Raw genomic sequence first — 25,245 nt, forward strand, 5'->3', positions numbered from 1 at the left:
GCGTCGACCAGCTTCGACGCAAGACCAAAACGCTTGCATCGCGTAAACCTTTCGGACGGCGATGGAAATCGCCGTGATTTCTATCGTGTTAACGGCTGCCTACCGGAGATCCTGGATGACAACCGACCCAGAGTACGGGATAGGCAAGCTAAATCACATATCTAAATCTCTAGATGTTTTGGCCTTAGCATCCATGTCAGCCAGTTCCACAGTCACCGGTGGGCCTGTCACAAACAGGCTGGCCGTGCATCGGAAAGGAGGCGGGAGATGATCTTCTCCCGGCCACCACGGCGCCTCGGGCGCCTCGGACTCACCGCTACCGCGGCGCTCACCACCCTGGCGTTCGCCGCACCAGCGAACGCCGAACCGGCACAGGGTCGGATCATGCACGCCGACGACCGAAGCGCCGTCGCCGGCTCGTACATCGTCGTGCTGAAGGACAGTGCGGTCAGCCGGGCACAGGTCGGGGTGACCGCAAAGTCCCTCGCAGACAAGCACGGCGGCAGCGTCGCCCGCACCTACCGCGACGCGCTGCGCGGCTTCGAGGTGCGGCTGTCCGAGCGGGCCGCCAAGCGGCTGGCCGCCAACCCCTCCGTCGAGTACGTCCAGCAGAACCGCACCGTATCGATCGCCGGCACCCAGTCCCCCACCCCCTCCTGGGGTCTGGACCGCGTCGACCAACGGGCCCTGCCGCTGAACAACAGCTTCACCTACCCCAACGACGGCACCGGTGTCACCGCGTACATCATCGACACCGGAATCCGGTTCTCCCACTCCGACTTCGGCGGGCGGGCGGTCACCGGATTCGACGCCATCGACGGCGGCAGTGCCGACGACGGCAACGGGCACGGCACCCACGTGGCCGGCACGGTCGGCGGCACCGCGTACGGAGTGGCCAAGGGAGTCACCCTGGTCGGCGTACGCGTCCTGGACAACAGCGGCGGCGGCACCTACGCGCAGGTGATCGCCGGCATCGACTGGGTCACCGCAGACCACCAGCCGGGCGAGCCCGCGGTGGCCAACATGAGCCTCGGCGGCGGCTACGACCAGGCCACCAACGACGCGGTCAACCGTTCCATCGCCGACGGCGTGGTCTACTCCATCGCGGCCGGCAACAGCAGCGCCAACGCCTGCAACTACTCGCCGGCCAGCACCCCGGCCGCGATCACCGTCGGCGCCACCACAAACACCGACGCCCGCGCCAGCTACTCCAACTTCGGCACCTGCCTGGACATCTTCGCCCCGGGCAGCAGCATCACCTCGGCCTGGATCGGCAGCGACACCGCGACCAACACCATCAACGGCACCTCGATGGCGGCCCCACACGTCGCCGGGGCGGCGGCCCTGGCGTTGGCCGCCAACCCCGGCTACACCCCGCAGCAGATCCGCGACCTGCTGGTCAACGACGCCACCAACAACGTGGTGACCAACCCCGGCACCGGCTCACCGAACAAGCTGCTCTACACCGGCAACATCGTGCCGCCCACCCAGGACTTCGGCCTCACGCTCACCCCGGGTGCCGGCGCCGTCGCCCCGGGCGGGTCGACCACGGTCACGGTCAACACCACCACCACGGTCGGTACGCCGCACAGCGTCGCGCTGAGCGTCAGCGGCCTGCCGGCCGGGGTGACCGCCGGCTTCAGCCCAGCCGCCGTCACCTCCGGTGGCACCGCCACGCTGACCCTGAGCACCGCCGCCACGACCGTGCCCGGTCTCTACACGCTGACCGTGGTCGGCACCGGACCGGAGACCTCGCAGGGCGCCACCTTCGCCCTCACCGTGAACGGTCCGCCCGGCTGCACCCAGACCAATGCCACCGACCACCCGATCAACGACAACGCCACAATCGAGAGCACCGTCGTGATCCACGGATGCGGACGCAACGCCAGCGCCACCAGCATCGTCGAGGTACGCATCTACCACACCTGGATCGGTGACCTGACCGTGTCGCTCATCGCCCCGGACGGCACCGCGTACGTGCTGCACAACCGCACCGGCAGCAGCGCCGACAACATCTTCCAGACCTACACCCGGAACCTGTCCGGCAAGGCCGCCAACGGTGCCTGGAAGCTGCGGGTCCAGGATTCCGCCTCCCTGGACACCGGCTACCTGGACAGCTGGGGGTTGACCCTGTGACCTGACCCGACGCCGTGTCCGCGACTGACCTGCGGACAGCACAGCGCCCGGAAATCCGGCCATCAGCCGGCTCTCCGGGCGCTGGTGCGTACGCGTCAGACGTTGAAGCCGAGGGAACGGAGCTGGTCCCGACCCTCGTCGGTGATCTTGTCCGGTCCCCACGGCGGCAGCCAGACCCAGTTGATCCGGATGTCGTTGACCAGACCCCCACCCGGGCCGGTGGTCAGCGCCTGGCGGGCCTGGTCCTCGATCACATCGGTCAGCGGGCAGGCCGCCGAGGTCAGGGTCATGTCCAGGGTGGCCACGTTCTCGTCGTCGACATGCACCCCGTACACCAGGCCGAGGTCGACCACGTTGATGCCCAACTCCGGGTCGACGACGTCCTTCATGGCCTCCTCGACGTCGGCGACGGCGGCCTTGCCGCGCGCTGCCGGCGTCGCCGCACCGTCGGCGGCGGGCGTCGCGGCGGCGTCGGTCGCCACGGCGCCCGACTCCGGCGTGCTGGTTTCCTCGGTCATGCCTTCACCTCCGTCGGGCTCGCGCCCACACCGGCGCGTGCCGCGGCGTCCTTGAACGCCATCCACGGCAACAACGCGCACTTGACCCGGGCGGGATAGCGGGCTACGCCCTCGAACGCCACCCCGTCGCCGAGCACCTCCTCGTCCGGCGTGACCTGGCCACGGCCGGACATCAGCGCCACGAACGCCTCGTGCACCTGGAACGCCGCCCCCGCCTCCCGGCCGGTCAGCAACTCGTGCAGCACGCTCGCGGACGCCTGGCTGATCGAACAGCCCATCCCGTCGTACGACACGTCGTGCAGCACCTCGCCGTCGGTGGCCACCCGGACGGTCACCTCGTCACCACAGGTGGGGTTGACGTGGTGCGCCTCGGCCACCCGGTCGGTCGGGTCGGCGGCATCGCGCAGCCCCCGCCCCTGCGGGTGCTTGTAGTGATCCAGGATGATCTCCTGGTAGAGCGATTCAAGCTGCATCAGCCGAATACCTTCCGCACCTGCTCCAGGCCCGCCACCAGGGCGTCGATCTCCTCCGTGGTGGTGTAGAGGTAGAACGAGGCCCGGGTCATCGCCGGCACCCCGAACCGGGTGCAGACCGGCCGGGCACAGTGGTGCCCCACCCGCACCTGCACCCCCAGGGAGTCGAGCACCTGCCCCACGTCGTGCGGATGCACGTCGCCGAGGGCGAAGGAGATCGTGCCACCCCGGCCCACCGGCACCTCCGGGCCGAAGATCCGCAGGCCGGGCACGCTACCCAGAGCATCCAGGGCGTACGCGGTCAACTGCTTCTCGTGCCACTGGATGGCCCGCATGTCCAGCGCGGTGAGGTAGTCCACGGCCGCGCCCAGGGCGACCGCCTCGGCGATCGGCGGGGTGCCCGCCTCGAACCGGGTCGGCGGCGCGGCGAAGGTCGAACCGGCCAGGCTCACCGTCTCGATCATCGAGCCGCCGCCGAGCACCGGCGGCATCGCGGCGAGCAGTTCCCCCCGCCCCCACAGCACCCCGATGCCGGTCGGACCGCACATCTTGTGCCCGGTGAAGACGATGAAGTCCGCGTCCAGGTCGACCACGTCGATCGGCATGTGCGGCACGGACTGCGAGCAGTCCCACAGCAGCAGCGCGCCGACCTCACGCACCCGGGCGGTGATCCGCGCGGTGGCGTTGACCGTGCCGAGGATGTTGGACATGTGCACCAGCGAGACGATCTTCGTCCGCTCGGTGACCAGCTCCGTCAACCCCGACTCGTCCAGCCGGCCCTGCTCGGTGACCGGGAACCAGCGCAGGGTCGCGCCGGTGCGCTCGGCCAGCAACTGCCACGGCACGATGTTCGAGTGGTGCTCCATCTCGGAGATGACGATCTCGTCACCGGGTCCGAGCCGGAACCGCTCGTCCGCGTCCGCGCGCAGCGAGGCGTTGGAGAAGGCGTACGCCACGATGTTGATCGCCTCGGTGGAGTTCTTGGTGAACACCACCTCGTCGACGCTCGGCGCGTTGATGAAGCCGGCCACCTTCGCCCGCGCCGCCTCGTACCCCTCGGTTGCCTCGGTGCCCAGGGTGTGCACCGACCGGGACACGTTGGCGTTGTGCCGCTCGTAGTGCTCACGCAGGGCATCGAGCACCTGGCGGGGCTTGTGCGAGGTGTTGGCGCTGTCCAGGTAGACCAGCGGGTGGCCGTTGACCTGCCGCCCCAGGATCGGGAAGTCGGCGCGTACCGCCGCCACGTCGTAGCGCGGCAGGTCGTCGTACTGCGGCATCCCCGGCGGGATCGCGATGGTGGTCATCGTCGTGACCAGCCTTTCCTTGGGACTCAGGCCCGCGCCGAACCGGCCCCGGCCGCGTACCGCTCGTAGCCTTCTTCCTCGAGCTTGTCGGCCAGCTCCGGGCCACCCTGCTCGACGATCCGGCCGGCCACGAAGACGTGCACGAAGTCCGGCTTGATGTAGCGCAGGATCCGGGTGTAGTGGGTGATCAGCAGCAGGCCGGTGTCACCGGTGTCACGCACCCGGTTCACCCCCTCGCTGACCACCCGCAGGGCGTCCACGTCCAGGCCGGAGTCGGTCTCGTCGAGGATGGCGATCTTCGGCTTGAGCAGCTCCAGCTGCACGATCTCGTGCCGCTTCTTCTCGCCGCCGGAGAAGCCCTCGTTGACGTTGCGCTGGGCGAAGGCCGTGTCCATGTGCAGCCGCTCCATCGCGCCGCGCAGCTCGGCACCCCAGGTACGCAGCTTCGGCGCCTCGCCGTCGATCGCGGTCTTGGCGGTACGCAGGAAGTTGGCCACGGAGACGCCCGGCACCTCCACCGGGTACTGCATGGCCAGGAAGAGACCGGCCCGGGCCCGCTCGTCGACGGAGAGTTCCAGCACGTCGACACCGTCGAGGGTCACCGAACCGCCGGTGATCTCGTACTTCGGGTGCCCGGCGATCGAGTACGCCAGGGTCGACTTGCCGGAGCCGTTCGGGCCCATGATGGCGTGGGTCTCGCCGGAGCGGACGGTCAGGTCGACACCGGCCAGGATCGGCTTGAGCTCACCCTCGGGCAGCTTGACCGACACCTGCAGGTCACGGATCTCCAGGGTGCTCATTATCGGGTCACTCCATTGCTCGGCTGCGGGCGGCCGTCGTCGCCCACGGGAAGGTAGATGTCGCCGTCGCGGACTTCGACGGAGTAGACAGGAACGGGTTCGGTCGCGGGCAGGCCGGTCGGCTCGCCGGTACGCAGATCGAAGCGGGAGCCGTGCAGCCAGCACTCCAGCGTGCAGCCGGACACCTCGCCCTCGGAGAGGGCCACGGCGGCGTGCGAGCACTCGTCGTGCACGGCGTAGAACCGGTCGTCCTCACCGTGCACCAGAGCGATCTGGGTGCCCTCGACGTCGGCGCTGATCGCGGTGCCCTTCGGCAGATCCTCGACCGCACAGATCCGGATCATCAGGCGCCCGCCTTGGCCAGCCGCGCCTCGATGGCCTCCCCCAGCCGCTCGCGCAGCTCCTCGACCGGGATCTTGTTCAGCAGCTCGGCGAAGAAGCCCCGCACCACCAGGCGGCGGGCCTCGGCCTCCGGGATGCCCCGGGCCATCAGGTAGAACAGCTGCTCGTCGTCGAAACGGCCGGTGGCGCTGGCGTGGCCGGCGCCGGCGATCTCGCCGGTCTCGATCTCCAGGTTCGGTACGGAGTCCGCCCGGGCACCGTCGCTGAGCAGCAGGTTCCGGTTGATCTCGTATGTGTCGGTGCCGGTGGCCTCGGCCCGGATCAGCACGTCACCCACCCAGACCGTACGGGCGCTGTCACCCTGCAACGCGCCCCGGTAGCCGACGTAGCTGCGGCAGTCCGGCACGGTGTGGTCGACCAGCTGACGGTGCTCCAGGTGCTGGCCGGAGTCGGCGAAGTAGACCCCGTACAGCTCGGCCTCGCCACCCCGGTCGGTGTACTCCACCGTGGTGTACTGCCGGACCAGGTCACCGCCGAGGGTCACCTGCACGTGCAGCACCCGGGCGTCGCGGCCCAGCTTCACCTTCAGGTGCTGGGCCTGCACGGCGTCGTCGGCCCAGTCGGCGACCGTGACCAGGGTCAGCTTCGCCCCGTCCCCGACGGTCACCTCGACATTGTCGGCCAGGGTCGCCGAGCCCACGTGCTCCAGCACCAGGATCGCCTCGGCGAACCGGCCCACCTCGACGAAGGTGTGCCCGAAGGCCACCCCCTCGCTGCCCTCGCCGACCACCCGCAGCAGGGCCGGACCGCTGATCACCGCGTCCTGGGCCACCCGCACCAGCAGAGCCTGCTCGAAGCCGCCATAGGCCAGCGCGCTGACCCGGTCGACGGGGGTCAGCACGCTACCGACCCGCTGGTCGTCGCGGCTGATCCGCTCCACCGTCACGCCCTCGGGCAGGTCGGCGTACTCGTGCCGGACCGTGCCGGTGGCGACCCGGTCGTCACCGACCAGAGCGCGCAGCCGCTTGAGCGGGGTGAAACGCCACTCCTCCTCCAGGCCGGTCAGGGCCGGGAAGTCGGCGACGTCGTACGAGCGCAGCGCCTGCGACTTGGTGGTCGGCGGCGCGGAAGCCTGGATAGTCATCTCGTCCTTGGTCTGTTCTTGCGACGACGGTGAAGGTGCTGGGATGGCGGGCCGGAGGTACCGGCCCGCCGGGCGGGTCAGCCGACCGCGCCCTCCATCTGCAGCTCGATCAGGCGGTTGAGCTCCAGGGCGTACTCCATCGGCAGTTCCTTGGCGATCGGCTCGATGAAGCCACGCACGATCATCGCCATCGCCTCGTCCTCGCTCAGGCCCCGGCTCATCAGGTAGAAGAGCTGGTCCTCGCTGACCTTGGAGACGGTGGCCTCGTGCCCCATCGAGACGTCGTCCTCACGGATGTCGACGTACGGGTAGGTGTCCGAGCGGGAGATGGTGTCCACCAGCAGGGCGTCGCACTTGACCGTGCTGGCGCTGCTGTGCGAACCCTCCAGCACCTGCACCAGGCCCCGGTACGAGGTCCGGCCGCCGCCCCGGGCGATCGACTTGGACACGATGGTGCTGCTGGTGTGCGGCGCCGCGTGCACCATCTTGGCGCCGGCGTCCTGGTGCTGCCCCTCGCCGGCCATGGCCACCGAGAGCACCTCGCCCTTGGCGTGCTCGCCGGTCATGTAGACCGCCGGGTACTTCATGGTCACCTTGGAGCCGATGTTGCCGTCGATCCACTCCATGGTCGCGCCCTCGTGGCACACCGCGCGCTTGGTGACCAGGTTGTAGACATTGTTCGACCAGTTCTGGATGGTGGTGTAGCGGCAGCGGGCGTTCTTCTTGACGATGATCTCGACGACCGCGCTGTGCAGGGAGTCCGAGGAGTAGATCGGGGCGGTGCAGCCCTCGACGTAGTGCACGTAGGCACCCTCGTCGACGATGATCAGGGTCCGCTCGAACTGGCCCATGTTCTCGGTGTTGATCCGGAAGTAGGCCTGCAGCGGGATCTCCACGTGCACGCCCTTCGGCACGTAGATGAACGAGCCGCCGGACCACACGGAGGTGTTCAGGGCGGCGAACTTGTTGTCGCCGACCGGGATCACCGTGCCGAAGTACTCCTTGAAGATGTCCTCGTGCTCCTTGAGGGCGGTGTCGGTGTCCAGGAAGACGACACCCTGCTCCTCCAGGTCCTCGCGGATCTTGTGGTAGACCACCTCGGACTCGTACTGCGCCGCGACCCCGGCGACCAGCCGCTGCTTCTCCGCCTCCGGGATGCCCAGCTTGTCGTAGGTGTTCTTGATGTCCTCGGGCAGGTCCTCCCAGCTGGTGGCCTGCTTCTCGGTGGACCGGACGAAGTACTTGATGTTGTCGAAGTCGATCCCGGTGAGGTCGGCGCCCCAGGCCGGCATCGGCTTGCGCTCGAACAGCCGCAGGCCCTTCAGCCGCAGGTCGAGCATCCAGGCCGGCTCGTTCTTCTTGGCCGAGATGTCCCGCACCACCGCCTCGTTGAGGCCACGCTGGGCCGCAGCCCCGGCGACGTCCGGGTCGGCCCAGCCGTATTCGTAGTTGCCCAGGGCGGCTAGCTGCTCCTCCTGGGTCAGGGGCTGGACGATCTGCTCGGTCATCTATCTGTCCTCACAGTGGTGACGGTCATACCGGACTGGGCAGGCGGCGAACCGGGAATGTGCGTGGTGCACACCCCGTCACCGTGCGCGATGGTGGCCAGGCGCTGCACGTGCGTGCCGACCAGGCGGGAGATCACCGTGGTCTCGACCTCGCACAGCGCGGGAAACTCGGCGGCCACGTGTGCCACCGGGCAGTGGTGCTGGCAGAGCTGGCCACCGGAGGCGATCGTGGACGCACTGGCAGCGTAACCCTCGGCCGTCAGCGCGGCGGCGAGTGCCTCCGCGCGGGCCATCGGGTCGTCCCCGGCGTCGGCCAGGGCCGCCCGGCAGCGGGCCTCCAGGGCGGCCACCTGCTCGGCGGCGAACTGCTCCACCGCCTCCGGTCCCCCGGTGCGCGCGATCCAGCGCAGCGCGGCGGTGGCCATGTTGTCGTAGTGGTGGGTGCCACAGCGGCTACGGGCGGCGTCCGTCAGCAGGAAGACCTTGGCCGGTCGGCCCCGTCCCCGGTGACCGCGTACGGTCTGCTCGCGGGCGATCACGTCGCCGTCGGCGAGCATCGCGTCGAGGTGCCGGCGGATCGCCGCCGGGCTGAGCCCCAGCGCGCCGCCCAGTTGGGCCGCGGTGGCGGCACGGCGCTCCAGCAGCAGTTGGGTGACCCGGTCGCGGGTCGACAGGTCGGCGCTGGAAGCACCCTCGCCGGCCGGGCGGGCGGAGGCGGGCGGCACCGTACGACCGGCGGCCGAATCGCCCGCCGGCTGGTGCTCAGGGAGCCCTGCCGCCTTTTTCACAACGCCCACGTTACGTAATTCAACCAGGCCCTGCAAACGGGGTACCGGTGATCCGAACCACCGATCGGGCGGAGTCACCCGATCGGGAACAACTACGGTGCGTAGGATTCCCTCCGTGAAGCCACCTGCCCGGTTCTCGGTCTCCACCACGCTGCTCCGCCGCCTGGCGTTCGCCAACATCGTCGCCAACGTGGTGATCGTCGTCACCGGCGGGGCGGTCCGGCTGACCGCCTCGGGCCTCGGCTGCCCCACCTGGCCCAGGTGCACCGATGATTCGTACACCACGACCGCCGAGATGGGCATGCACGGGGTGATCGAATTCGGCAACCGGCTGCTCACCTTCGTCCTGGTAGCGATCGCCGGTGCCACCCTGCTGGCCGTCCTGGCGCACCGCCCGCGTCGAAGGGGCGCGCTATCCCTCGCGCTGGGCGTCGTGCTGGGCATCGTGGCGCAGGCCGTGATCGGCGGCATCACCGTACGCACCCAGCTGCACCCCTCGGTCGTCGGCATCCACTTCGTGGTCTCGATGCTGCTGCTGCTCGTCTCGTACGCCCTGTGGCGGCAGGTACGCGAACCCGAGGGCCCGAAGGTCGCCCTGGTCCCCCCGGCGCTGCGGACCCTGACCTGGATCACGGTCGTGGTCAGCGCGGCGGTGATCATCGTCGGGGTGCTGGTCACCGGCAGCGGCCCGCACGCCGGTGACGCCGACGCGGTCCGCAACGGCCTGGACCCGCAGGCCATCTCCCAGGTGCACGCCGACCTGGTCTTCCTGCTGATCGGCCTGACCGTCGGCCTGTGGCTGGCGCTGCGCGCCCTCGGCGCCCCGGCCGGGGCGGTACGGGCCGCCCGCACCCTGCTGCTGGTCGAGCTGGCCCAGGGCGTGATCGGCTTCGTGCAGTACTTCACCAACCTGCCGGTGCTGCTGGTCGGCGCCCACATGCTCGGCTCCTGCCTGGTCTGGCTGGCCACCCTGTCGGTGCTCTGGTCGATCCGGGAACGTCGCCCGGTCGCCCCCGACCCCACCGCCCACACCCGGACCGGCACACCGACCCAGGAGCCGGTGGCCGCGAGCGCCTGACCCGCCCCAGCGCCGAGCCTCGGCCCAGCGCTGGAACCGCGCAAGATCACGCTCGATGCCGGATCGAGTGGCTTCGGTCGCGAGGAAGGCCACTCGATCCGGGATCGTGTCAGCGCGGCTCCGCCGCCCGCCCTCTGCTAGGCGGTGCGGGTCAGGTGGAGGCGGATGGCCTCGGCGAGGCGGTCCGGGGCGCCCTCGGCGTAGCCGAGGAACAGGGAGGGCTCGGTCAGCTCCAGCTCCACCAGCACGGGGTCACCCTCCGGGCCGGGGATCAGGTCCACCCGGGCGTAGAGCAGTCGGTCCGACCCGCCGGGCAGCGCGGCCAGGGTCTGCTCCGCCACCGCCAGCTGATCCCCGGTGGCGGTTCGCGGGTCGATCTCCTCGGCCTTGTACAGCCCCTCCGTACCCAGGTCGGGGCCGGTGAGCATCGGCCCCTTGCGGATGGCGTGGCTGAACGCCAGCCCTTGCGGGCCGGCGAAGTAGAGCAGGGCGGTCTCCCCCACGGTGTCCACCGCACTCAGGTACGGCTGGATCATGGTGATCCGGCCCGCAGCGCCGAGCCGACGGACGTGGGCAACGGCCAGTTCCCGGTGCTCCGGATCGGCCAGGTCGTAGCGGCCGGTGTCCTGGCTACCGGCGCTGACCGAGGGCTTGATGACGTACTCGCCGTCGTCGGCGGGGGGTTGCCAGTCCTCGCCGGGCAGCACCCAACCGGTGGGCACGGTGGGCACCCCGGCGGCGGAGAGCTCGTCCAGGTAGCGCTTGTCGGTGTTCCACCGCACCACATCGGCCGGGTTGGCCAGTCGGGGTACCCCGGCGGCCCAGGCGACGAACTCGGCATGGCGGGACATGTAGTCCCAGGGTGAGCGGAGCACGACCAGGTCGTATCCGGCCCAGTCGACGGCCGGGTCGTCCCAGACGGCTGGTTCGGCGGTGATGCCGCGCTCGGCCAGCGGGGCGATCACCAGGCGATCGTCCGCTTCGAGGTCGGTGAATTCGGTGCAGGTGACGAGAGCGACCCGGGGTTCCCCCCGGGTCGACTGGTGGTGGTCGGTCAATTTATCTCAACGGGCCATCGTGCGTCGGGCCATCGATCGCCAGAGGTCGTTGCTCGGGCGCATCTGGTCCATCAGTTCCCGCTCCCAGGCGTTCTCCACGGCTACTCCAGCCTGCGCGCAGGCCTCCCGGGCGACGACCGTGTCCTGTGCGAACTGGTCGCCCCACGCACCGTCCGAACCCACCAGGACGATCCGTGCGCCGCGCTTGCCGACGTACTCGATGACCGCCTTCGCCCCGCCGTGTCCGGCGGCGAACGACTTGATGCCCGCGACCAGCCCGTTGGGGGCCGACCCGGAGGCGGTCTGATCAGCCGTCAGCGTCGTATCGGAACCATCTGCCATAACGCGAAGCCTAAGCAGACATGGGGCCGTACGCAGGAGAACCGTAAGCGTTTTGTGATACCGATAACGTCGAGGTTTAAGCAGGCCGGGAGGATTTTTGCCCGTATTTACCCGGACCAAAGCGGCCACAACGACCGGCTAGACCGGGGCGAACGACCCGGATCACCCGAGTTAGTCGATAATCCTGATTGGCCGACAATTCAGACAACCAAACACCGCATCACAGAAGAAGCCTGGCGTTGATCGAGAGCCCGGCTGACGCCTCAGAGGAGGGCGTCGAGGGCGGCGGCGGCGAAGACGATGGTCAGGTAGGTCGTGGACCAGTGGAACAGCCGCATCGGCTTGACCGCCTCGCCCCGCCGGGCCCGGCCGGCAAGCTTGTGCGCCTCGATGATGAAGATCGCGCCCACCACGGCGGTCGGCACCCCGTACACCGGGCTCAGGCCCAGGGCCCAGACGGCCAGCGAGGAGAGCACCGTCAGCCAGGCGAAGAGGATGATCTCGGCGTTCACCCGGCGGACGGAGGCCACCACCGGCAGCATCGGGATGCCGGCGCGGGCGTAGTCGTCCCTGTACTTCATCGCCAGGGGATAGAAGTGCGGCATCTGCCAGAAGAAGACCACCGCGAACAGCCCCCAGGCCACCGGGGACAGGGTGCCGGTCACGGCCGCCCAGCCGATCAGCACCGGGGCGGCTCCACACGCTCCGCCCCAGAAGGTGTTCGCCGCCGTGGTCCGCTTGAGCCACAGGGTGTAGACCAGGTCGTAGTAGACGATCGCGGCCAGGGTCAGCCCGGCGGCCAGCAGGTTGGTGAAGGCCGCCATCAAGACGATCGAGACCACCGCCAGCACCAGACCGAAGATCAGGGCGTTACGCGGCGTCACCGTGTGGGCGGGCAGCGGACGACGCTTGGTCCGCCGCATCACCTGGTCGATGTCGCGGTCGATGTAGCAGTTGAGCACGCTGGCCGCCCCGGCGGCGAGCGAGCCACCGACGAGCACCACCGCCATCAGCCACAGCGAGGGCAGGCCGCCGTGCGCGAGCATCATCGCCGGCACGGTGGTCACCAGCAGCAGCTCGACGATGCGCGGCTTGGTCAGCGACACGTACGCGGCCACCACCGCCCGCACCTCGCGGGAGCGGGCCGGCGACTCCTCCGCCGAGCGCACCGGCGACTCCCCGTCAGGGTTACTGACCGGGCGCTCGGTGATCATGCTCACGGATTGCCACCTTCCAGCGTGGGCAGGGGAGGTCGGGACGGTCGGACCCAGCGGATCGACACACAACCGCCCCACACACTACGCGCTGTCGTTTTGGCTGCCCGGGCGACCCGGCAACGGTGCCAACCGTCACACCGACGGTGGATCCGCGCAGCTGAACCCGACAACCGACCGGAACCGTACAGACCAGCATGTTGAGATCCTCGGGCGCACGTTCAGACACGCTCGATAGGGTCACCAGTGAGGGTTCCGCCCAACTCGCCGAGGAGCACTAACCACCGTGGCTGCCAAACGACCCGAGCACCCCGCACTTGACTGGTCCGACCTCGACCGCCGCGCCGTGGACACCGTCCGCGTGCTGGCCATGGACGCCGTGGAGAAATCCGGCAACGGCCACCCCGGTACGGCGATGAGTCTCGCCCCCGCGGCATACCTGTTGTTCAACCGGGTCATGCGGCACAACCCGGCCGACCCGTCGTGGCCCGGCCGGGACCGCTTCGTGCTGTCCGCCGGCCACTCCAGCCTGACGCTGTACATCCAGCTCTTCCTGGCCGGCTACCCGCTGAGCCTGGACGACCTGAAGTCGCTGCGGCAGTGGGGCTCGCTCACCCCGGGGCACCCCGAGCACGGGCACACCCCGGGTGTGGAGACCACCACCGGCCCGCTCGGGCAGGGCATGGGCAACGCCGTCGGCATGGCCATGGCGGCCCGCCGCGAGCGCGGTCTGTTCGACCCCGAGACCGAGCCCGGTGACTCCGTGTTCGACCACCACATCTGGTGCATCGCCTCCGACGGCGACATCGAGGAGGGCATCAGCCACGAGGCCAGCGCCCTGGCCGGGCACCAGCAGCTGGGCAACCTCTGCGTGATCTACGACGACAACGAGATCTCGATCGAGGACGACACCCGCATCGCGATGAGCGAGGACGTGGCGGCCCGCTACGCGGCGTACGGCTGGCACGTGCAGACGGTCGACTGGCGCAGCGGTGACGCCGACCAGGGCGACTACCACGAGAACGTCGAGGCGCTGTACGCGGCGCTGCTGGCCGCCAAGGCGGAGACCAGCCGCCCCTCGTTCATCGCCCTGCGCACCATCATCGGTTGGCCGGCGCCGAACAAGCAGAACACCGGCAAGATCCACGGCTCGGCGCTGGGTGCCGACGAGGTGGCCGCCACCAAGGAGATCCTCGGCTTCGACCCGGCTGTCTCGTTCGAGGTGGCCGAGGAGGTGCTGGCCCACGCCCGGGGCGCCCTGCGCCGCGGCGAGGCCGCCCAGCAGGAGTGGTCCACCGCCTTCGGCGCCTGGTCCGAGGCCAACCCCGAGCGCCGGGCCCTGTACGACCGACTGGCCGCCCGGGCCCTGCCGGAGGGCTGGACGGAGGTCCTGCCGGAGTTCCCGGCCGACCCCAAGGGGGTGGCCACCCGGGCCGCCTCCGGCAAGGTGCTGGGCGCCCTGGCCCCGGTGCTGCCCGAGCTGTGGGGCGGCTCCGCCGACCTGGCGGAGAGCAACAACACCACGATGAAGGGCGAGCCCTCCTTCGTACCCAGCCAGTACGCCACCAAGGAGTTCCCCGGCCACGAGTACGGCCGCACCCTGCACTTCGGCATCCGTGAGCACGCCATGGGCGCGATCCTCAACGGCATCGCCCTGCACGGCGGCACCCGCCCGTACGGCGGCACCTTCCTGGTGTTCAGCGACTACATGCGGCCCTCGGTGCGGCTGGCAGCGCTGATGAAGCTGCCGGTGGTCTACGTCTGGACCCACGACTCTATCGGTCTCGGCGAGGACGGCCCGACCCACCAGCCGGTGGAGCACCTGACCGCGCTGCGCGCCATCCCCGGTCTGGACGTGGTCCGCCCGGCCGACGCCAACGAGACCACCTGGGCGTGGCGGCAGGCCCTGGAGCACACCGACCGGCCGACCGCCCTGGCGTTGAGCCGTCAGCCGCTGCCGACCCTGGACCGTTCCCAGCTGGCCGGTGCCGAGGGGGTCGCCAAGGGCGGTTACGTGCTGGCCGAGGCCTCCAACGGCAAGCCGCAGGTGATCCTCATCGGCACCGGATCCGAGGTGCAGCTCTGCCTGACCGCCCGGGAGCGCCTGGAGGCCGACGGCACCCCCACCCGGGTGGTGTCGATGCCCTGCCAGGAGTGGTTCTTCGAGCAGGACGAGGCCTACCGGGAGTCCGTGCTGCCGCGCGGGGTAAAGGCCCGGGTGAGCGTGGAGGCGGGCATCGGGATGTCCTGGCGCGGGATCGTCGGCGACTGCGGCGAGAGCGTCAGCCTGGAGCACTACGGCGCCAGCGCCCCGCACTCGGTGCTGTTCGAGCAGTTCGGCTTCACCCCCGACCGGATCGTGGCGGCCGCGCACGCGGCGCTGACCCGGGTCGGGGACATCACCGGTTTCACCACCGGCAACTGAGGGGAGCGTTGGCGCACATGACTACCGACAGGCTGGGTGAGCTTTCCGCCGCGAAGGTGGCGGTCTGGCTCGACGACCTTTCCCGGGTACGACTGTCCTCCGGCGGGCTGGACCAGCTGCGCCGGGAGAAGCACGTGGTCGGGGTGACCACCAACCCGACGATCTTCGCCAAGGCGTTGAGCGACGCCGACACCTACGACGGGCAGCTGCGGGACCTGGCCGTGCGGGGGGTCGACGTCGAGGAGGCGGTCCGCATGCTCACCACGTACGACGTGCGGTGGGCCTGCGACGTGATGCGCCCGGCCTACGACGCCAGCGGCGGGGTCGACGGCCGGGTCTCCATCGAGGTGGACCCGCGGCTGGCCCACGAGGCGGAGCGCACCGTGGCCGAGGCCAAGGCGCTGTGGTGGCTGGTCGACCGGCCGAACCTGTTCATCAAGATCCCGGCGACCGAGGACGGCCTGCCGGCGATCACCGCCACCCTGGCCGAGGGGATCAGCGTCAACGTGACCCTGATCTTCGGGCTGGACCGCTACTCGCAGGTGATGGAGGCCTTCCTCGCCGGCATGGAGCAGGCCAGGGCCAACGGCCACGACCTGTCCAAGATCGGCTCGGTGGCCTCCTTCTTCGTCTCCCGGGTCGACACCGAGGTGGACAAGCGGCTGGAGAAGATCGGCTCGGAGCAGGCCAGGGCCCTGCGCGGCAAGGCCGCCGTGGCCAACGCCCGGCTGGCGTACGAGCGCTACAGCGAGGTCTTCGGCAGCGACCGCTGGCAGGCCCTGGCGGCGGCCGGGGCGCACCCCCAGCGCCCGCTGTGGGCCTCCACCTCGACGAAGAACCCGGACTACCGGGACGTCATCTACGTCGAGGAGCTGATCGCCCCCGGCACGGTCAACACCATGCCGGAGGCGGTCATCCACGCCTACGCCGAGCACGGCGAGACCCAGCCGGACACGGTCACCAACGCCTACGACGACGCCCGGCAGGTCTTCGAGCGGCTGGCCGCGGTCGGCGTCGACATGGCCGACGTGATCGAGGTCCTGGAACGGGAGGGCGTGGAGAAGTTCGAGGCCAGCTGGCAGGAACTGCTCGACGGGGTACGCAAGTCGCTGGTCGCCGCCGCCAAGGGCACCGGCCACCCGGGCGGCGCCGCCCAGGCGTAGGCGCCCCGGTCTCCCCCGCGCCGCCGCCGATGACCGGTGGCGGCGCGGGTGATCCGAGGGCTCACGGTTGGGTAGCGTTCTTCAGACAACCGGTACGGTCGATGTTGATCTGCCGGTACCCGGTGGGCCGTACTCCTGAGAGGTGCTGCCGGCGGGCCCGGGCCGGTCGGTGCACTGTGGGGCATGACGATGGACGATGTGGACGAGCGGAGCGAGGAGGCGGCGTGAACCCGCTGCGCGACCCGCAGGACCGGCGACTACCCCGGATCCCGGAGCCCTGTGCTCTGGTGATCTTCGGGGTGACCGGGGACCTGGCCCAGAAGAAGCTGTTGCCGGGCATCTACGACCTGGCCAACCGGGGGCTGCTGCCACCCGGCTTCGTGGTCGTCGGGTTCGCCCGGCGTGACTGGGTCGACGGCGACTTCGCCTCGCTGGCCCGGGAGGCGGCCAAGAGCCACGCCCGCACTCCCTGGCGCGAGGAGGTCTGGTCGCGCCTGGAACACAACATCAAGTTCGTCGGTGGCTCGTTCGACGACGACACCGCCTTCGACCGGCTCAACCAGTGCCTGGACGGTCTGCGCGACAGCCACGGCATCCACGGCAACGCGGCCTTCTACTTCTCCATCCCGCCGGCCGCCTTCCCGGTGGTGCTCAAGCAACTGGCCCGTACCGGCATGGCCGACAACGAGCGGTGCGGCGGCTGGCGTCGGGTCGTGGTCGAGAAGCCCTTCGGGCACGACCTGCCGTCGGCGAAGGCCCTCAACGACCTGGTCGACGACGTGTTCACCCGGCGGGACGTGTTCCGCATCGACCACTACCTGGGCAAGGAGACCGTTCAGAACATCCTCGCCCTGCGCTTCGCCAACAGCCTCTTCGAGCCGCTGTGGAACTCGCAGTACGTCGACTCGGTGCAGATCACCATGGCCGAGGATGTCGGTATCGGCTCCCGGGCCGGTTTCTACGACTCCGTCGGCACCGCCCGGGACGTGTTGCAGAACCACCTGCTGCAACTGCTGGCCCTGGTGGCGATGGAGGAGCCGACCAGCTTCGACGCCGATGAGATCCGGGCCGAGAAGCTCAAGGTGCTCAAGGCCATCACCCTGCCCAAGGACGTCAGCGAGGGCACCGTACGCGGGCAGTACCTGCCCGGCTGGGTCGGTGGCCAACGCGCCAAGGGCTACCTGGAGGAGGACGGGGTTCCCCCCACCTCGACCACGGAGACCTACGTGGCCGTCCGGCTCGGCATCCAGAACCGCCGCTGGGCCGAGGTGCCCTTCTACATCCGGGCCGGCAAGCGGCTGCCCCGGCGGGTGACCGAGGTGGCGGTGATCTTCAAGCGGGCCCCCCACCTGCCGTTCAACACGACCGACATGGAGATGCTCGGCAACAACCAACTCGTCATCCGGGTCCAGCCGGACGAGGGGGTGGTGCTCAAGTTCGGGTCCAAGGTGCCGGGCACCACGATGGAGGTCCGGGACATCGCGATGGACTTCCAGTACGGCGAGGCCTTCACCGAGTCCAGCCCGGAGGCGTACGAGCGCCTCGTGCTGGACGTGCTGGTCGGTGACCGGACCCTGTTCCCGGACGCCGCCGAGGTCGAGCAGAGCTGGGCCGTGGTGGACCCGCTGGAACACGCCTGGGAGGGCACCAAGCCCGAGTCCTACCGGGCCGGCGAGTGGGGTCCCCGCGCCGCCGACGAGATGCTGGCCCGCGAGGGTCGGGCCTGGCGGCGGGCGTGACCGGGCACCCCGAGCGAACCTGGAGGCTGCGTTGATCGGATTGTGGGACACCACCGGCAACGAGGTGGTCAAGGCGCTCGCCGCGGAGCGGCGCAGCGCCGGTGGGGTGGCCAGCGGCATGGCCCTGACCCTGATCGTGGTGGTCGACGAGAAGCGGGTCCGCGACGCCGAGGCGGCGGCCACCATCGCCGCCGCCGCGCACCCCTGCCGACTGCTGGTGGTCGTCCGCTCCGACCTGGAACGGGACCGCAGCCGGCTGGACGCGGAGATCGTCGTCGGCGGGCGACTGGGCCCCTGCGAGGCCGTCGTCATGCGGATGTACGGGCGGCTGGCGCTGCACGCCGAGTCGGTCGTGATGCCGCTGCTGGTGCCGGACGTACCCGTGGTGACCTGGTGGCACGGCGAGCCGCCGATGGAGATCGCCACCGACTTCCTGGGGGTGGTGGCCGACCGGCGGATCACCGACTCGGCCCAGGCCGCCGACCCGATCGAGGCGCTGCGGCAACGCGCCCGGGACTACGCCCCCGGCGACACCGATCTGGCCTGGACCCGGATCACTCCGTGGCGGGCCGTGGTGGCCGGGGCCTTCGACACCACGGAGGCCCAGCTGACCGAGGCGGCCGTCATCGCGCCGCCGAGCGACCCCACGGCCGCCCTGATGCGCGGCTGGTTGCGCAGCCGGTTGGGCATCAAGCCACGCTGGGAGCGGACCAGGGAGTTCCCCCGGATGCGTGAGGTGCAGCTGCGGTGCGCCAACGGCGACGAGCTGACCCTGACCCGGGACGACAACGTGGCCATCTTCCGGCGTACCGGTCAGGAGGACCGGATCCTGCCCCTGGTCCGTCGGCCCTTGGGCGACGAGTTGGCCGAGGAGTTGCGCCGACTCGGCCCCGACCAGGTGTACGCGGAAGCCCTGGGTGCCTTCGCCGGACTGACCACCCTGGACCGTCGGCCCAGCCAGCGGGTGCACGTCTGGAAGGACCCGGCCACCGCGGAGCGGGCCGAGGCCGGGGTCACCGCGCACGCCTCCACGAGTACCCAATCCTGACCGCCCACCCCGCAAGAGGGCACTACACCGACCGCCCGGGCGGTCGCGGAAGGACACCATGAGCGAGGCGAGTGTCGCCGTACACGCCGATGCCGACCTGCTGGCCCAGGCGGTCGCGGCGCGGTTGGTGGTGAAGTTGCTCGACGCCCAGGCCGAGCGTGGCCAGGCGGCCGTGGTGCTGACCGGTGGGCGGATAGCCGCCGCGGTCTACCGGGCCGTCGCGGCCCTGCCGGCCAAGGACGCGGTGGACTGGTCCCGGGTCGACATCTGGTGGGGTGACGAACGGTTCCTGCCCGCCGGTGACCCGGAGCGCAACGAGACCCAGGCTCGGGCGGCGCTGCTCGACGCGGTGCCGGTGGCACCGGAGCGGATCCATGCGATGCCGCCCTCGGACGCCGGTGCCGACCCGGAGGAGGCCGCCGCCCGGTACGCCGCCGAACTGGCCCGGGCCGCCCGCCCCGGGACGGCCGTACTCCCCCACTTCGACGTGCTGATGCTCGGGGTGGGCGAGGACGGACATGTCGCCTCGGTCTTCCCGGAGCATCCGGTGCACTACGAGAGCCGGCCGGTCAGCGCGGTGCGGGGCAGCCCCAAGCCGCCCCCGGTGCGGATCACCCTGACCCTGCCGGCGATCAACACGGCCGAGGAGGTCTGGTTGGTGGCCAGCGGGGCCGACAAGGCCCGATCGGTCGGGATGGCCCTGGCCGGGGCCGGGCCGGTGCAGATCCCGGCCGCCGGGGTGCAGGGCACCAGCCGCACCCTGTGGCTGCTGGACCGGGCCGCCGCAGCCGACGTCCCCGCCCGCTTCCGCAGCCTCCGCTGAAAGGAGGGGCCCCTTATTAACGCCTCGCGTAGTACAGGGGCCCCCGCTTAACACATCGGTCTGAGGCAGGCGGTGGCGTGCAGGCGGCGCTCAGCTCCCGCCACGCCGGTTGCGTAGGGCGGCGAGGGCCTCGGCGAGGATCGCCTCCCCCTCGGCGTCGGTACGCCGCTCCTTCACGTACGCCAGATGGGTCTTGTACGGCTCGCTGGTGACCCGGCCGGGTGGATCCTGGGCGTCCGGGCCGGCGGGCAGCCCGCAGCGGGGACAGTCCCACAGCTGCGGGGTCGCCGCCTCGGCAGCGATGCGGATGTCGGTGCGGTGCCCGTTGCGGCACCAGAAGCTGACCGAGCGGCACGGCACCGGCCGGTGGCGTTCGGGGTGGCGGGGCGGCGCGGACCCGACTCGGGCGCCTCGGATGACATTGCCGTTCGACACGGCGCTCGCTCCTGTCGTCGGAGGGGACCGCCGTCGAGGGGTGGACGGCGGGCGACGCGGTGCAGCGGGTGAAACGACGTGCGCGCGGCCCGTCGGGTGACGGACCGCGCGCAGATTGTACGACTAGTGGCGCCTGATCAGACGCCGACCTGCAACCGAAGCCAGAGGCCGAGCCCGACGATGCAGGCGAACCAGACGATGCCCACCAGCACGGTGTAGCGGTCCAGGTTCTTCTCAGCCACTGACGACCCGGCCAGGCTGGAGCTGACGCCACCGCCGAACATGCTGGACATCCCACCACCCTTGCCGCGGTGCAGCAGAATAAGCAGGACGAGCAGTACGCTCGTGATGACCAGCAACACGATCAACGTGTAGGCGAACCAGATCGGCATGGCGGGGGTCAGTCCTCTCGTTACGATCCTCGCCCGGGCAGTTCGGGCACGGCGGCACCGACCGGCGGACGGGCGGAGTCAAGGATAGCGAGCGATCAGCCGGTGATGTGCTCCGGGAACCGGCAGATCTTCGCGAACTCCTCGGCGTCGAGGCTGGCACCGCCCACCAGAGCGCCGTCCACGTCCGGCTGGGCCATGATCGACGCCACGTTCGACGACTTCACCGAGCCGCCGTAGAGGACCCGTACCTGGTCCGCGGTGCCCTGGTCGAAGGTCTCGGCGAGCCGGGTACGCAGCGCGCCGCACACCTCCTGGGCGTCCTGGGGGGTGGCCGTCTTGCCGGTGCCGATCGCCCAGACCGGCTCGTAGGCCACCACGACCTTGGTCACCTGCTCGGCGGAGAGCCCCTTGAGGGCCCCGTCGAGCTGCTCGGCGCAGTGCGCTACCTGCCCGCCCTGCTCCCGGACGTCGAGCCCCTCCCCCACGCAGAGGATCGGGGTGAGCCCGTTGGCCAGGGCGGCCTGCACCTTGGCGCCGACCAGGGCGTCGTCCTCGCGGTGGTACTCCCGCCGCTCGGAGTGCCCGACCACCACGTAGGTGCAGCCCAGCTTGGCCAGCATCGACCCGGCGATCTCGCCCGTGTAGGCGCCCGAGGCGTGCGCGGAGAGGTCCTGTGCCCCGTAGCCGATCAGCAGCTTGTCGCCCTCGACGACGGTCTGCACCGTACGCAGGTCGGTGAACGGCGGCAGGACCACCGTCTCCACCTCGGTCAGCTGCTTCTCGGTGAGGCTGGCCGCCAACTTCTGCACCAGCAGGTTGGCTTCCAGGTGGTTGAGGTTCATCTTCCAGTTGCCGGCCATCAGGGGCCGGCGAGGGGCGCTCGCCATCAGTTCTCCAGAGCCGCGATGCCGGGGAGGGTCTTGCCCTCCAGGTACTCCAGGGAGGCGCCGCCGCCGGTGGAGATGTGTCCGAAGGACTTCTCGTCCAGGCCCAGGGCCCGCACCGCAGCGGCCGAGTCACCGCCACCGACGACACTGAAGGCGTCGGAGGCGGCGATCGCCTCGGCGACCCCCCGGGTGCCGTTGGCGAACGCCGCCATCTCGAACACCCCCATCGGGCCGTTCCAGAAGATCGTCCGGGCGTTGGCCGGGCCGTCGGCCGAGGAGCCCCGCAGGGCGGCGGCGAAGCCGGCCACCGTCTCCGGCCCGATGTCCAGGCCGACCCGGTGGCTGGGGATGCCGTCGGCCGGCACCACGTCGTGCGCGGCGTCCGGGGCGAAGGCGTCCGCGGCCACCACGTCGACCGGGAGCATGATCTTGCCTTCGGAGCGCTCCAGCAGATTGCGGCAGGTCTCGACCATCTCCTCCTCGCACAGCGAGGTGCCGATCTCGTGGCCCTGCGCCTTGAGGAAGGTGAAGCACATGCCGCCGCCGATGAGCAGCCGGTCGACCGTGGGTAGCAGCGCCTCGATCACGGCGAGCTTGTCGGAGACCTTGGAGCCGCCGAGCACCACGACGTACGGCCGTTCCGGGTTGCCGGTGAGGGTGGAGAGCACCTCCACCTCCCGCAGCACCAGGCGACCGGCGACGTGCGGCAGCCGGGCCGGTACGTCGTACACGCTGGCGTGCTTGCGGTGCACCGCGCCGAAGGCGTCGTCGACGTAGGCGTCACCGAAGGCGGCCAACTGGTCGGCGAAGGCACCCCGCTCGGCCTCGTCCTTGCTGGTCTCCCCCTTGTTGAAGCGGAGGTTCTCCAGCAGCGCGACCTCGCCGTCGCCCAGCGCCGCCACGGTCGCCTGGGCGGACTCGCCGACCGTGTCGGTGGCGAAGTGCACCGGGGCACCGAGCAGCTCGCCGAGCCGCCCGGCCACCGGGCTGAGGCTGAACTGCGGGTCCGGGCTGCCCTTCGGCCGGCCCAGGTGCGAGCAGACGATCACCTTGGCGCCGGCCTCGGTGAGCGCACCCAGGGTGGGCAGGACCGCGCGGATGCGGCCGTCGTCCGTGATGGCACCGGTCTGCTTGTCGAGCGGGACGTTCAGGTCGGCGCGCACCAGCACGCGCCGACCCGACACCCCCTCGGCGAGCAGATCGTCGAGGGTACGGATGCTCACAGAGCTAGCCTCCCGTTCGTGACTGCGGGGCTCGCAAGCTCACTCCTCGCACTCACAGCGACTGACCGACCAGCTTGACGAGGTCGACCAGGCGGTTCGAGTAGCCCCACTCGTTGTCGTACCAGCCGACGACCTTGACCTGGTTGCCGATGACCTTGGTCAGCGGCGCGTCGAAGATGCACGACGCCGGGTCGGTGACGATGTCGGCGGAGACGATCGGGTCCTCGTTGTAGGTGAGGATGCCCCGCAGCGGACCCTCGGCGGCGGCCTTGATCGCGGCGTTGACCTCGTCCACCGTGGTCGCCCGACCGACCGTGACGGTGAGGTCGGTGGCCGAGCCGGTGGGGATCGGCACCCGCAGGGCGTACCCGTCCAGCTTGCCCTTGAGGTCCGGCAGCACCAGGCCGATGGCCTTGGCCGCACCGGTCGAGGTCGGCACGATGTTCAGCGCGGCGGCCCGGGCCCGACGCAGGTCCTTGTGCGGCGCGTCCTGGAGGTTCTGGTCCTGGGTGTACGCGTGGATGGTGGTCATCAGACCACCCTCGATGCCGAAGGTGTCGTGCAGCACCTTGGCCATCGGGGCCAGGCAGTTGGTGGTGCAGGAGGCGTTCGAGATGATGTTGTGCTTGGCCGGGTCGTAGGAGCCCTCGTTGACCCCCATCACGACGGTGACGTCCTCGTTCTTGGCCGGCGCCGAGATGATGACCTTCTTGGCCCCACCGTCGAGGTGCGCCTTGGCCTTGGTGCCGTCCGTGAAGAAGCCGGTGGACTCGATCACCACGTCCACACCGAGGTCGCCCCACGGCAGCGCCGCCGGGTCCTTCTCGGCGTACGCCTTGATGCTCTTGCCACCGATGGTGATCTCGTCGGCGGTGGCCTTCACCTCGTGCGGCAGGCGGCCCAGGATGCTGTCGTACTTGACAAGGTGGGCGAGCGTGGCGTTGTCGGTGAGGTCGTTGACCGCAACGACCTCCACGTCAGCGCCGGACGCCAGCACTGCCCGGAAGAAGTTACGGCCGATGCGGCCGAAGCCGTTGATGCCAACCCGGATGGTCACAGGTCCCATCTCCTCGCGTTCTGGTTCGCCGGCGTGGAGACCCTCGGCCGGCGAAGCGGTGTGCGCCGACCGTTGGAGCCGGCCGTTGACGATTCATCTCGGCCACCCCGCCGCGGTCCGAGGGACCTGACCGCCCGAGGCGGTGGGTACGGCGGGTGCACCGGTTCCGGCCCCCTTGCCGTACGCAAGCGACCCTATCCGAGCGCGTCGAGCCGCGCTGCGTCGGGTGGTTGTCCACCCCACACCACACGGGACACCGCACCGCGCCGACGGCGCGTGTCGGCCCGACACCGACCCGCCCGCCGGACGACCCACCGTCCTATCAGACCACGAGCATGTCCGGCGTGACTGCCGCTTCGGTATCCGGGATGCCCAGGTCCCGGGCCCGCTTGTCGGCCAGGGCCAGCAGCCGGCGGATCCGACCGGCGATGGCGTCCTTGGTCAACGGCGGGTCGGCCAGGGCACCCAACTCCTCCAGGGAGGCCTGCCGGTGCTCCAGCCGCAGCCGACCGGCCGAGGTCAGGTGCTCCGGCGCATCGTCGGCGAGGATCTCCAGCGCCCGGGTCACCCGGGCCGCCGCGGCCACGGCCGCCCGCGCCGAGCGGCGCAGGTTGGCGTCGTCGAAGTTCGCCAGCCGGTTGGCGGTGGCGCGTACCTCCCGGCGTACCCGACGTTCCTCCCAGGCCAGCACGCTGGCGTGGGCTCCTATGCGGGTGAGCAGGGCGGCGATCGCGTCGCCGTCCTTGACCACCACCCGGTCCACCCCCCGCACCTCACGGTTCTTGGCGGTGATGCCGATGCGGCGGGCCGCCCCGACCAGGGCCAGGGCCGACTCCGGCCCCGGGCAGGTGATCTCCAGGGCGCTGGAGCGGCCCGGCTCGGTCAGCGAACCGTGCGCCATGAAGGCCCCCCGCCAGGCGGAGACCGCACAGCAGACGTTGGCGGCCACCACGTGCGGCGGCAGTCCCCGCACCGGCCGACCCCGCACGTCCAGCAGGCCGGTCTGCCGGGCCAGCGCCTCGCCGTCCTTGACCACCCGGACGATGAAGTGGCTGCCCTTGCGCAGCCCACCGGAGGCCAGCACATGAATCTCACTCGGGTAGCCGTAGACCTCGGCGACCTCCCGGCGCAGCCGACGCGCCACCGCGCCGGTGTCCAGTTCCGCCTCCACCACCACCCGTCCGGAGACGATGTGCAGCCCACCGGCGAACCGCAGCAGCGCGGCCATCTCCGCCCGCCGGCAGCAGGGCTTGGGCACGTCGACCCGACTCAGCTCGTCCTTGACCGCAGCCGTCATCGCCATTGTGCGTCCCCTCACGGACCGGTTCCGGCGTGTCGCCGGAGATTA

The 25,245-nt window shown here is 70.4% G+C and carries 24 protein-coding genes; 7 read left to right on the forward strand and 17 right to left on the reverse strand.

Features of this window, described 5'->3' with window-relative positions; genetic code table 11:
* The first annotated feature begins 267 nt into the window (after positions 1-267).
* Positions 268-2,136: a S8 family peptidase gene (locus ACGFIK_RS07175; protein WP_327024999.1), complete on the forward strand. Its 1,869-nt coding sequence runs from the start codon at positions 268-270 to the stop codon at positions 2,134-2,136.
* Between the two features lie 95 nt (positions 2,137-2,231).
* Here ACGFIK_RS07175 and ACGFIK_RS07180 read toward each other — a convergent pair whose 3' ends face one another.
* From ACGFIK_RS07180 to ACGFIK_RS07215, 8 genes are all read right to left on the reverse strand, one after another.
* The gene (locus ACGFIK_RS07180) at positions 2,232-2,654 is read right to left on the reverse strand and encodes a metal-sulfur cluster assembly factor (protein WP_393338212.1); all 423 of its coding nucleotides are present in this window, start codon (positions 2,652-2,654) and stop codon (positions 2,232-2,234) included.
* A complete protein-coding gene (gene sufU, locus ACGFIK_RS07185) occupies positions 2,651-3,127 on the reverse strand; it encodes a Fe-S cluster assembly sulfur transfer protein SufU (protein ID WP_327024997.1) in 477 nt (158 codons plus the stop codon). Before sufU ends, ACGFIK_RS07180 begins: the two co-directional genes overlap by 4 nt.
* Entirely contained in the window at positions 3,127-4,431 is a 1,305-nt protein-coding gene (locus ACGFIK_RS07190; RefSeq protein WP_327024996.1) for a cysteine desulfurase, read from the reverse strand. The genes sufU and ACGFIK_RS07190 overlap by 1 nt, the downstream gene beginning before the upstream one ends.
* A 26-nt stretch (positions 4,432-4,457) precedes the next feature.
* Positions 4,458-5,231: a Fe-S cluster assembly ATPase SufC gene (gene sufC / locus ACGFIK_RS07195; protein WP_327024995.1), complete on the reverse strand. Its 774-nt coding sequence runs from the start codon at positions 5,229-5,231 to the stop codon at positions 4,458-4,460.
* Positions 5,231-5,575, reverse strand: a complete 345-nt coding sequence (locus ACGFIK_RS07200; RefSeq protein WP_393338215.1) for a non-heme iron oxygenase ferredoxin subunit — start codon at positions 5,573-5,575, stop codon at positions 5,231-5,233. Before ACGFIK_RS07200 ends, sufC begins: the two co-directional genes overlap by 1 nt.
* Positions 5,575-6,717: a Fe-S cluster assembly protein SufD gene (gene sufD / locus ACGFIK_RS07205; protein ID WP_327024993.1), complete on the reverse strand. Its 1,143-nt coding sequence runs from the start codon at positions 6,715-6,717 to the stop codon at positions 5,575-5,577. Before sufD ends, ACGFIK_RS07200 begins: the two co-directional genes overlap by 1 nt.
* Before the next feature lie 77 nt (positions 6,718-6,794).
* Positions 6,795-8,225 carry a Fe-S cluster assembly protein SufB gene (gene sufB / locus ACGFIK_RS07210; protein ID WP_357529756.1) on the reverse strand — a complete coding sequence of 477 codons (1,431 nt, stop codon included), beginning with the start codon at positions 8,223-8,225 and terminating at the stop codon, positions 6,795-6,797.
* Entirely contained in the window at positions 8,222-9,013 is a 792-nt protein-coding gene (locus ACGFIK_RS07215) for a helix-turn-helix transcriptional regulator (protein WP_393338218.1), read from the reverse strand. Before ACGFIK_RS07215 ends, sufB begins: the two co-directional genes overlap by 4 nt.
* Before the next feature lie 97 nt (positions 9,014-9,110).
* Here ACGFIK_RS07215 and ACGFIK_RS07220 point away from each other — a divergent pair, with 97 nt between their 5' ends.
* Positions 9,111-10,091: a heme A synthase gene (locus tag ACGFIK_RS07220; RefSeq protein WP_393338221.1), complete on the forward strand. Its 981-nt coding sequence runs from the start codon at positions 9,111-9,113 to the stop codon at positions 10,089-10,091.
* Positions 10,092-10,228: 137 nt separating this feature from the next.
* Here ACGFIK_RS07220 and ACGFIK_RS07225 read toward each other — a convergent pair whose 3' ends face one another.
* The 3 genes from ACGFIK_RS07225 to ACGFIK_RS07235 all read right to left on the reverse strand — a co-directional run bounded on the left by ACGFIK_RS07225 (position 10,229) and on the right by ACGFIK_RS07235 (position 12,711).
* Positions 10,229-11,149, reverse strand: coding sequence for a hypothetical protein (locus ACGFIK_RS07225; protein ID WP_357529758.1), 921 nt, complete (start codon positions 11,147-11,149; stop codon positions 10,229-10,231).
* A 6-nt stretch (positions 11,150-11,155) separates the two neighbouring features.
* Positions 11,156-11,491: a hypothetical protein gene (locus ACGFIK_RS07230; RefSeq protein WP_327024989.1), complete on the reverse strand. Its 336-nt coding sequence runs from the start codon at positions 11,489-11,491 to the stop codon at positions 11,156-11,158.
* 263 nt (positions 11,492-11,754) lie between these two features.
* Positions 11,755-12,711 carry a heme o synthase gene (locus ACGFIK_RS07235; RefSeq protein WP_327024988.1) on the reverse strand — a complete coding sequence of 319 codons (957 nt, stop codon included), beginning with the start codon at positions 12,709-12,711 and terminating at the stop codon, positions 11,755-11,757.
* A gap of 280 nt (positions 12,712-12,991) precedes the next feature.
* On the opposite strand from ACGFIK_RS07235, the gene tkt reads away from it, so the two are divergent.
* From tkt to pgl, 5 genes are all read left to right on the forward strand, one after another.
* Entirely contained in the window at positions 12,992-15,130 is a 2,139-nt protein-coding gene (gene tkt / locus ACGFIK_RS07240) for a transketolase (protein WP_327024987.1), read from the forward strand.
* A gap of 17 nt (positions 15,131-15,147) precedes the next feature.
* The gene (tal, locus tag ACGFIK_RS07245; protein ID WP_327024986.1) at positions 15,148-16,293 is read left to right on the forward strand and encodes a transaldolase; all 1,146 of its coding nucleotides are present in this window, start codon (positions 15,148-15,150) and stop codon (positions 16,291-16,293) included.
* 224 nt (positions 16,294-16,517) lie between these two features.
* A complete protein-coding gene (gene zwf, locus ACGFIK_RS07250) occupies positions 16,518-18,032 on the forward strand; it encodes a glucose-6-phosphate dehydrogenase (protein WP_327024985.1) in 1,515 nt (504 codons plus the stop codon).
* Between the two features lie 31 nt (positions 18,033-18,063).
* The gene (locus ACGFIK_RS07255; RefSeq protein ID WP_327024984.1) at positions 18,064-19,080 is read left to right on the forward strand and encodes a glucose-6-phosphate dehydrogenase assembly protein OpcA; all 1,017 of its coding nucleotides are present in this window, start codon (positions 18,064-18,066) and stop codon (positions 19,078-19,080) included.
* A 58-nt stretch (positions 19,081-19,138) separates the two neighbouring features.
* Positions 19,139-19,903 (forward strand): 6-phosphogluconolactonase, encoded by a 765-nt coding sequence (gene pgl, locus ACGFIK_RS07260; protein ID WP_327024983.1) that lies wholly within the window; start codon positions 19,139-19,141, stop codon positions 19,901-19,903.
* Between the two features lie 90 nt (positions 19,904-19,993).
* On the opposite strand, the gene ACGFIK_RS07265 is transcribed toward pgl, so the two are convergent.
* The 6 genes from ACGFIK_RS07265 to whiA form a co-directional block, all read right to left on the reverse strand.
* Positions 19,994-20,338: an RNA polymerase-binding protein RbpA gene (locus ACGFIK_RS07265; protein WP_357529761.1), complete on the reverse strand. Its 345-nt coding sequence runs from the start codon at positions 20,336-20,338 to the stop codon at positions 19,994-19,996.
* A 137-nt stretch (positions 20,339-20,475) separates the two neighbouring features.
* Complete coding sequence (gene secG, locus ACGFIK_RS07270) at positions 20,476-20,730, reverse strand: preprotein translocase subunit SecG (RefSeq protein WP_327024981.1); 255 nt, start codon at positions 20,728-20,730, stop codon at positions 20,476-20,478.
* A gap of 95 nt (positions 20,731-20,825) precedes the next feature.
* Positions 20,826-21,617: a triose-phosphate isomerase gene (gene tpiA / locus ACGFIK_RS07275; RefSeq protein ID WP_327024980.1), complete on the reverse strand. Its 792-nt coding sequence runs from the start codon at positions 21,615-21,617 to the stop codon at positions 20,826-20,828.
* A complete protein-coding gene (locus ACGFIK_RS07280; protein ID WP_393338229.1) occupies positions 21,617-22,840 on the reverse strand; it encodes a phosphoglycerate kinase in 1,224 nt (407 codons plus the stop codon). Before ACGFIK_RS07280 ends, tpiA begins: the two co-directional genes overlap by 1 nt.
* A 52-nt stretch (positions 22,841-22,892) precedes the next feature.
* Positions 22,893-23,897 (reverse strand): type I glyceraldehyde-3-phosphate dehydrogenase, encoded by a 1,005-nt coding sequence (gene gap, locus ACGFIK_RS07285; protein ID WP_327024978.1) that lies wholly within the window; start codon positions 23,895-23,897, stop codon positions 22,893-22,895.
* A 322-nt stretch (positions 23,898-24,219) separates the two neighbouring features.
* A complete protein-coding gene (gene whiA, locus ACGFIK_RS07290; protein WP_357529762.1) occupies positions 24,220-25,200 on the reverse strand; it encodes a DNA-binding protein WhiA in 981 nt (326 codons plus the stop codon).
* Between the last annotated feature and the right edge of the window lie 45 nt (positions 25,201-25,245).

This window comes from Micromonospora sp. NPDC048871 (assembly GCF_043198155.1).
Classification (GTDB): domain Bacteria; phylum Actinomycetota; class Actinomycetes; order Mycobacteriales; family Micromonosporaceae; genus Micromonospora.

What these genes read in the sequence shown, in the direction of transcription:
- tpiA (WP_327024980.1), bottom strand. Translation starts at nt 21,617, where the DNA reads ATGGCGAGCGCCCCTCGCCGGCCCCTGATGGCCGGCAACTGGAAGATG.
- sufC (WP_327024995.1), bottom strand. Translation starts at nt 5,231, where the DNA reads ATGAGCACCCTGGAGATCCGTGACCTGCAGGTGTCGGTCAAGCTGCCC.
- sufB (WP_357529756.1), bottom strand. Translation starts at nt 8,225, where the DNA reads ATGACCGAGCAGATCGTCCAGCCCCTGACCCAGGAGGAGCAGCTAGCC.
- ACGFIK_RS07180 (WP_393338212.1), bottom strand. Translation starts at nt 2,654, where the DNA reads ATGACCGAGGAAACCAGCACGCCGGAGTCGGGCGCCGTGGCGACCGAC.
- sufD (WP_327024993.1), bottom strand. Translation starts at nt 6,717, where the DNA reads ATGACTATCCAGGCTTCCGCGCCGCCGACCACCAAGTCGCAGGCGCTG.
- secG (WP_327024981.1), bottom strand. Translation starts at nt 20,730, where the DNA reads ATGCCGATCTGGTTCGCCTACACGTTGATCGTGTTGCTGGTCATCACG.
- ACGFIK_RS07175 (WP_327024999.1), top strand. Translation starts at nt 268, where the DNA reads ATGATCTTCTCCCGGCCACCACGGCGCCTCGGGCGCCTCGGACTCACC.
- sufU (WP_327024997.1), bottom strand. Translation starts at nt 3,127, where the DNA reads ATGCAGCTTGAATCGCTCTACCAGGAGATCATCCTGGATCACTACAAG.
- ACGFIK_RS07190 (WP_327024996.1), bottom strand. Translation starts at nt 4,431, where the DNA reads ATGACCACCATCGCGATCCCGCCGGGGATGCCGCAGTACGACGACCTG.
- pgl (WP_327024983.1), top strand. Translation starts at nt 19,139, where the DNA reads ATGAGCGAGGCGAGTGTCGCCGTACACGCCGATGCCGACCTGCTGGCC.
- tal (WP_327024986.1), top strand. Translation starts at nt 15,148, where the DNA reads ATGACTACCGACAGGCTGGGTGAGCTTTCCGCCGCGAAGGTGGCGGTC.
- ACGFIK_RS07200 (WP_393338215.1), bottom strand. Translation starts at nt 5,575, where the DNA reads ATGATCCGGATCTGTGCGGTCGAGGATCTGCCGAAGGGCACCGCGATC.
- whiA (WP_357529762.1), bottom strand. Translation starts at nt 25,200, where the DNA reads ATGGCGATGACGGCTGCGGTCAAGGACGAGCTGAGTCGGGTCGACGTG.
- ACGFIK_RS07230 (WP_327024989.1), bottom strand. Translation starts at nt 11,491, where the DNA reads ATGGCAGATGGTTCCGATACGACGCTGACGGCTGATCAGACCGCCTCC.